Genomic DNA, 6,658 nt, shown 5'->3' with positions numbered 1-6,658 from the left:
GTGTCGGCGCCGCCGCCCATCGCGACGCCGCCGATGATCCGGCCGGTGGCGTTGTTGATGAGCGTGTCGGCATAGTCGCCGACCAGGTTGATCGCCTCGTTGCCGCGCAGGTCGAACCGCGCCGCGTCCTCGGAGGAGACCCCCTCCGGACCGTGGCCGTCGCCCTGGATCAGGCCGTCGTTGACGATGGTGGTGACGCCCAGCGCGTTGCTGTTGCTGGAGTTGTCGACCTGGATCGCACGGCCGTAGCCGTAGATCTCGCCGGTGGCGTAGTTGCGGATCTCGCCGCCGCCGATCGCGATCGCTTCCGACACGTTCGGTTCGCCGTTGTGATAGCCCTCGGCGCCGAGGCCGGAGATCCGGCCGTGGTTCAGCACCTGCACCAGACCGTCGACGTCGATGGCGTCGCCATCGCTGTCGGACAGTTCGGCGGAGCGACCTTCCATCACCCCGTAATTGGTGATGAAGGCCGTCTGCGCGACCGACCCGTCGGTGTCGAGATTCACCGCGGAGCCGTTGCGGCCGATCATCGTGCCCGAGTTGACCACGGTGACGGCATTGTCGCCGGTCACGGCATGGCGCGAGGCTTCCATCCAACCGCCGGCATAGTTGTTGACCGTGCCGCCGGTGTCGCTCTGGAAGTCGATCAGGTCGCCTCCGCCGACGAAGCTCGCGTCGGTGGTGATCGTCCCCCAGTTGTTGACGGTGCCGTCATTGCCGGGGCGGATCACGTCGGTGTCGGTGCCGTACTGGCGGATGATGCCGCCGGCCAGGTTGTTGACCACCGCCGAAGCGCCGCTGCCGTCGAAGCTGCGGAAGTCGAGGACGCGACCGCCGGCTTCGATCACGCCGGCATTGTTGATGGTGATGGTCGCATCGGCCTGACCCGCCTGCTGCGGGGTCACCGCACCGCGGATGACGCCGCCCGCCAGGTTGTTGACGGTGAGCGAACCGGTCGCGCCCGCCGTGGTGGTGAGCGCGCGGCTCGAGCCTTCGATCTCGCCGGCATTGTCGAGGACCGCGTCGCCGCCGCCCTGCCAGATGATCGCGTTGCCGGAGACGGCGAGGGTGCCGCCGGCGGCGATGCCGACGAGGTCGTTGTTGTCGACGATCAGGCTGGAGGTCAGCGTCGCGTCGTTGCCGATCGTGATGTTGGCATACGCCGCCGATCCGTCGACCGACCAGCTGCCGCCGTCCACCACCAGGTTCTCGACGTCGACCACGATGTTGCCGACCACGATCGCGCCGGTGCCGGTGCCGGTGCCGACGAGCTTCAAGGTGTCGTCGCCGTCGCCGCCGTCGATCAGGGCCGGGGCGTAGTCGTCGGTCGAGACGACAATGAGGTCGTCGCCTTCGCCGCCGTCGACGGTGTCGCCGTCGCCCGCCGCGAACTCGTCGTTGCCGGCACCGCCCTCCATCGTGTCGTAGCCCTCGCCGCCGACGAGGACATCGTCGCCCTCGCCGCCCAGCAGGGTGTCGTCGCCGCCGCCGCCCAGCAGAACGTCGTCGCCGGCTTCGCCGTCGAGGCTGTCGTCACCCTCGCCGCCCGCGAGCTGGTCGTCGCCGTCGCCGCCGAGCAGCGTATCGTCGCCCTCGCCGCCGTCGAGCTGATCGTCGCCGCCGAGGCCGACCAGGATGTCGTCGCCGCCGAGACCGGCCAGCCTGTCGTCGCCGTCCGTTCCGGTCAGCTCGTTGTCGCCGTCATCACCGACGATATCGCCCGGCATGCCGGCCAGCACGGTGTCTTCCCGGTAGTCCAGGTTCTGGATGCGGGTGTCGTTGGCGCGGTCGGTGTCGACCTCGCCATAGGCCGTCTCCGAGTAGTTCGCCGCCATGTATTCGGCGAGGGCGTCCTGCTCGGTGCCTTCGGCGGCGAAGTTCGCCACCTGCCCGGCATCCGGAACCAGATCCGGCGCCAGATTGACGACGTTGGCGAAGCTCGGATTGGCCGCGATGAAGCTCGGGAACGGATAGCTGTCGCCGCCGGTCAGCAGGAAGCTCAAGGTCACCACGCGGATCGCCATGTCCGGATCGACCGCCAGTTCGCCATTGGCGACCAGCGTCATCACCGGGTTGCCGTCCTCGTCGATCAGGGCCGCCGACCGCACGCGATTGCCGGCCGGCAGATCCTTGTCGAACGAGAAGGAGATGCCGCCGATCTGGGCGAACTGGCCCGGGGTGGCGGTCGCGGTGGTCGCCTTGACGGCATGCTCCAGCACTTCGAGCAGCTGGGTCGCCGTGACGGTGACCAGCGACAGCGAGTTGTTGAAGCGCAGCGAGTTGGCGATGTCGAGCTGCGACACCTCGCCGGCCTCCTTGCCGACGCCGGCGTTGGCCAGCGGCGGATTCTCCACCGCGTCGCCGCCGACCGCGTAGACGTAGCCGATCGAGTCGCGGACACCGCCGCCGTTCTTGATCGAGACCAGCACCGTGTCGTCGACCTTCTGGGCGTACCAGAGGTTGGCGTCGGCGGTGAGGTTGCCGAGATTGGTCTCCTCGGTGCGAACCTCGCCGCGGCGACCTTCGAGATAGACGTCGGTCTTGCCGAAGGTGTTGCCGTCCTGCGCGTCGATGACCCCGCCCACCGCCTGGGCGATGTCGTTGACCAGATCGCCGCGGCTGCCGTCGGCGAACGGATCGGCGTCGTCGGCATCGACGTCGCCGTCATTGTCGACGTCGACCGTGGTGTTGCCGTCGTACAGCGACTGGACCACCTCCTCGGTGCTGGCGTAGGCGCCGTTGACGGCGGTGTTCTCGGTGTAGATCACGTTGCCTTCGGCGTCGAAGTCGACGACCAGGCGGCCGACATAGGAGTATTCGCCGGAGGTGTTGACGATCAGCGTGGTGTTGCCGTCGGCGTTCGCGGTGACGATCGGATAGGTGCCGGCCGCGGTGTCGCCGGCGCGGAGCGCGTCGGTCTCGTCGGCCAGAAGCGTGTGCGAGCCGCCGGCGACGATGATGTCGACGCCGTGCAGCAGCGGCGCCAGCGCCTGCTCGAAGGCGAGCTGCTGCAGATGGCTGACCAGGATGATCTTGTTGATGCCCTGGGACAGCAGTTCATCGATGGTCGGCTGCAGGATCGCCGCCAGCGCCGCCATGTCGTCGACATTGTCGCCGATCACTTCGACGCCGCCGGTCGACGAGATGCTCTGGACGATCTGGGTGGTCGCGCCGAGCACGCCGATCCGCTCGCCGTTCTCCTCGATGATGGTCGCCGGCGCGATCTTCTTGCCGATGCCCGCGACCGGCGGGAAGCCGGTGTAGTTGTCGGCGTCCTGGATGGTGCTGGTGTAGAGCCCGGAGAGGTTGGAGTCTCCCGAGAAATCCAGGTTCGCCGAGAGGTAGGGGAACTGCGCGCCCGGGAAGCTGGCGGTTTGCCGGATGATCGCCGCGAACGGGTTGGTGCCGGCGTCGAACTCGTGATTGCCGATCGCCGACGCCTGCACGCCGATGATGTTGAGCATCGAGATGTCGGCGGTGCCGAAGCCGGGCGAGATGTTCAGCGTCCCCGGGGTGAGGCCGTAATAGGTCTCGAGCGCGGTCTCGTAGACTTCCTTCATCGAGGCATCGCTGCCGGCGCTGAAGAACGGGCTGGGAATGAAGTTGTCGCCCGACGACAGCGTGATCGAGTTCGCGTAGGTGTCTTCCAGATAGTCGACGATCGCGGCGAAATTGCCGGCGCGATCGACCGCGTTCAGCCCCGCCTCGAAGTCCGAGGCGTGCAGGATCTGCAGCGTATAGGCCGGGGCCGGCGCCTGCTCGCCGAGATCGAGGCCGACGATCACCGGGTCGTGGTCCGACACGCGGATCGCGGAGTCGCCATCGAAGATCGACGTGTCGCGGCCGAAGTCGGTGTTGTAGTCGAGCGCATCGGCTTCGTCGGCGTTGATGTGCCAGGTGGTGACGCCGGTCACCTGCTCGCCGAGGCTGTCATTGGCGAAGGCGTAGTCGAGCGTGCCGGTCTGGCCGTCGAACACGTAGGAATAGGCGCCGTCCTCGCGGGTCTGCAGATTCTCGTAACCGGCGCCCTCGAGCAGGCCGATCGACTGCTCCTTGGCGTAGCCGTTGAAGTCGCCGAGCAGCAGCACGTCGCTGTCGCCCGAGCCGGTCGGATCGCTCTGCGCCCAGGCGGTCAGGGCGACGGTCGCCAGCTCGCGCTGGTTCTGCCAGTTGCCCTGGCCGTCGCCCTGATCGGCGTCGGCGCCGGTGCCGGTGCCGCTCTTGGACTTGAGATGATTGGCGACCGCGGTGAAGGTCTCGCCGGTCGACAGTTCCTCGAAGGTCACCGCCAGCGCGTTGCGGCTGGTGTTCTCGCCGTCGAAGATGTGCCCGACGGTGCTCTGGCTGAGCAGGCCGGACAGGCCGAGCCCGGGGAGATCGGCGTCGTTGAGGATCTCGACCGTGGTGCCGTCGGCGATCTTGACCGCCGAGGTCTTGTAGATGAAGCCGACCGCGATGGCGTCGCCGCCGACGAACTGCTGGCCGGGATTGACCCACGCATAGGTCCCCTCGCCGACCGCGGCGTTGAGCTGCTCGACCAGATGCTCGATGGCGTTGCCGGACGAGCCCGGCAGGAAGTCGTTCTCCAGCTCGGTCAGCGCCAGCACGTCGACGTCCATGGCGACGATCGCATCGACCAGCTTGGCGGTCTGACGCGCCAGTTCGGCCGAACTGTCGGCGCCGCGCGGATCCGCGCCGATCGCGGTGGTGGCGGAGCCGACGTCGAGCGTCGTGAAGAAGTTGAGCACGTTGAAGCTCGCCGCCTTCAGCCGGCCACCGACGTCGTCCGGCGTTTCGGTGCGCGGGGTGGCGCCGTCCTCGAAGCTGTTGGTGCCGTCTTCGACCGAGCGGATCCGCCAGGTCGCGCCCGACGCCGAATTGCCGGCCCACTGATAGTCGAGCACGCCGGTCAGGCCGGTGACGGTGTCGCCCATCCGCGGCGCCGTGTCGGTGTTGTAGACCGGGCCGAAGCCGTCGAGATTGGTGATCGCCTCGTTCTGGGTGTTGAGGCCGTCATCATAGGTGATGGTGCGGGCGCCCAGTTCGGCCAGATAGGCCTGATAGGCGGCGGCGTCGGGCGCGTTCTCCTGGGTGAACTGCGCGGGACGATCGCCGGCCACCAGCTTGATCTCGTTGAAGCGGTCGAGATTGTACTGCTCGGTGATGGTCAGGGTCTCGGGGATGGTGACCAGCATGCCCTCATAGGCTTCGAGGTCGGGCTGGTAATCGCCGTCCTGGCTCAGCGTCGTTCCCATCGACGGCAGGTCGATTTCGACCGCCATGGTGCTGATGTCCGACACCGCGCCGGCCTCGACGACCGCGATGTTCGTCGCGGTGAGTTCGGTGAGCCCGAAATACTCGCTGACCGAACCGGTGACGCGGACCCGATCGCCGACATTGACGTCGGTGGCGTTGCCGTAGACGAAGATCGCTTCCGAGGTCCGCACATTGCCGTCGGAATCGGTGATCTCTTCCTGCAGATAGAAGCCGTTGAGGTTGCGGCCGGCATCGGCATCGCCGGTCTGGAAGTCGCCGACCACGATGGCCTCGACGGTGACCGTCTGGCCGACCATCGCGCTGCTGGCGCCTTCGCCCTGGATGGTGCTGATCTTGGTGATGCCGACGTCGTCATTGACGATCACGCCGGTGGCCTGCGAGGCGCCGCCGATGGTCGTGGTGACGGGCTCGGAATTGGTGACGGTCTCGAGCGTCAGCGTGAAGCTCTCGTCGGCCTCGGTGACGGTGTCGCCGGCCACGGTGACGGTGACCGTCGTCGAGGTCTGCCCGGCCGCGATCGTGCCGGTGAAGCTGCCCGGATTGCCGCCGACGAAGTCGGACGCATCGGTCTGCGCCGAGGCGACCGAGCCGGAGAACGACACCTCGCCGATGGAGCCGCCGGCGCGCACGACGGTGAACTCGTAGCTGGTGCTGGCGCCCGTGTTGCCTTCGTCGTGCGAAACCGTGGTCGAGCCCGGCGCAAAGCCGACGACCTGGCCCTCGGCCGGCGTATCTGCCGTGCTGGTCACCTTGATGTCGTCGATGCCGACCCACTCGTCATTGCCGCTGGCATTGGTGGTCAGGATGCGGACCTGCAGATCGCCGCGGCCGTTGACCTCGGCGGGCAGCAGCAGGTTGAACGGCGTCACCTGGGTCGCGGAATTCGCGGTCGTCACGTCGGCGGCGTAGCCGCCGGGGACGTTGGTCCACGACCCGCTCGAACCGAGCCGGTACTGCACCGCGATCGGCTGCGTGGCGTTGTCCGAGCTGGCGTCGAGATCGCGGGCGTTGAAGGACAGACGGACGTCTTCGCGCCCGGTGGCGTCGAGATAGAGCACCAGGCTGGGCGCGTCCGCGGTGCCCGAGCCGTTCAGCGCCACCGTCGGGTTCGAGCCCGCGAATTCGGCGACGCCGCCATTGGTGATGGCGGTGTTGGTCTGGTTGGCGATGACGTCGACCGAGCCGAGCGCGGCGCCCGTCAGTGTCCGCGGATCGACACCGGTCGGCGAGCTCGAATTGATGTCGCCGAGATAGCCGACGATCGACGCGACGCCGTTCCAGTTGTCGTCGGACGTGATCAGGCCGGTGTTGGACCAATCCTGCAGGAAATCGCCGGTCGCCAGGACGTGAGGGGTCGTCGACATGTATCGCCACTCCAGTG

The 6,658-nt window shown here is 67.6% G+C and carries 1 protein-coding gene; it reads right to left on the bottom strand.

What is annotated here, in order from left to right:
* Window positions 1-6,641: ExeM/NucH family extracellular endonuclease (locus ACTZWT_RS24365; protein ID WP_444772263.1), on the bottom strand; the 6,641-nt coding region annotated here is incomplete at its 3' end.
* Between the last annotated feature and the right edge of the window lie 17 nt (window positions 6,642-6,658).

The sequence above is a fragment of the Rhodopseudomonas sp. NSM genome (genome assembly GCF_052445935.1).
Taxonomy (GTDB): Bacteria; Pseudomonadota; Alphaproteobacteria; order Rhizobiales; family Xanthobacteraceae; genus Rhodopseudomonas.
The sequence above is the reverse complement of the archived record's forward strand: the minus strand, read 5'-3'. Positions and strand labels throughout refer to the sequence as shown.